This window comes from Vibrio sp. 1401 (assembly GCF_033340295.1).
The window spans coordinates 1-757 of record NZ_JAWOWF010000297.1; the positions used below are offsets into that span (position 1 = coordinate 1).

Genomic DNA, 757 nt, shown 5'->3' on the forward strand with positions numbered 1-757 from the left:
CATTCTGGGGTGAGGTATACGAAACCGTGCTTGCTTGGTATATCGCAAGGCCAACAACGGTGGCTTTGTTTGCACCCCATAAAGGGACATTCAACGTAACGGCAAACGGCGGTTTGGTTGAAAAATCTCACTACGATTGGGTGATCTCCCGACCATATTTGGTTTTGGTTGCACTCAACATTCTGGGCTTTGCTGTAGGGATTTACCGAATGGGGTGGGGGCCTCAAAATGAAATCGGTACAGTTATCGTGAATCTCGTATGGACGATGTACAACCTGTTGATTTTAGGTGCTGCCGTTGCGGTTGCAGTAGAAGCTAAACAAGTGCGAAAAGATCACCGAGTAGAGGTGGCGATTCCTGTCGCGGTTAGGCTTAATTCTGGGCATTTAATACAAGCGCAGATGAAGGATTTCTCTTTGGGGGGCGTGCGCATAGAAATTGACGGGGTCGATGAACCAACCTGTGCTTACTTACTCGGTCAAACCTTAGAAGTGATCCTCAATCGAGGTGGCCAAGAATTCGTGTTCCCTATGACGGTTGCCTATGCTCATAAGGGGATATTTGGTTTACAACTCAACGAATTGTCTCATCAACAACGAATCCAATACGTCCAATGTACATTTGCACGTGCAGATACATGGGCGAAATGGCAACAAGGCTATCAATCAGATAAGCCTCTATCGAGTATGCAGGCTGTACTGCAAGTCGGCTTTAATGGATACAAACGCTTGCTGCAACATTGTCCTAAGTTTGTTCA

General features: G+C 46.5%; 1 protein-coding gene. It reads left to right on the top strand.

Annotated features, from left to right (window positions below; translation table 11 throughout):
* Positions 1-757 (top strand): PilZ domain-containing protein (locus R7Z77_RS25220; protein ID WP_318137027.1); only part of this gene is annotated, 757 nt, incomplete at both ends.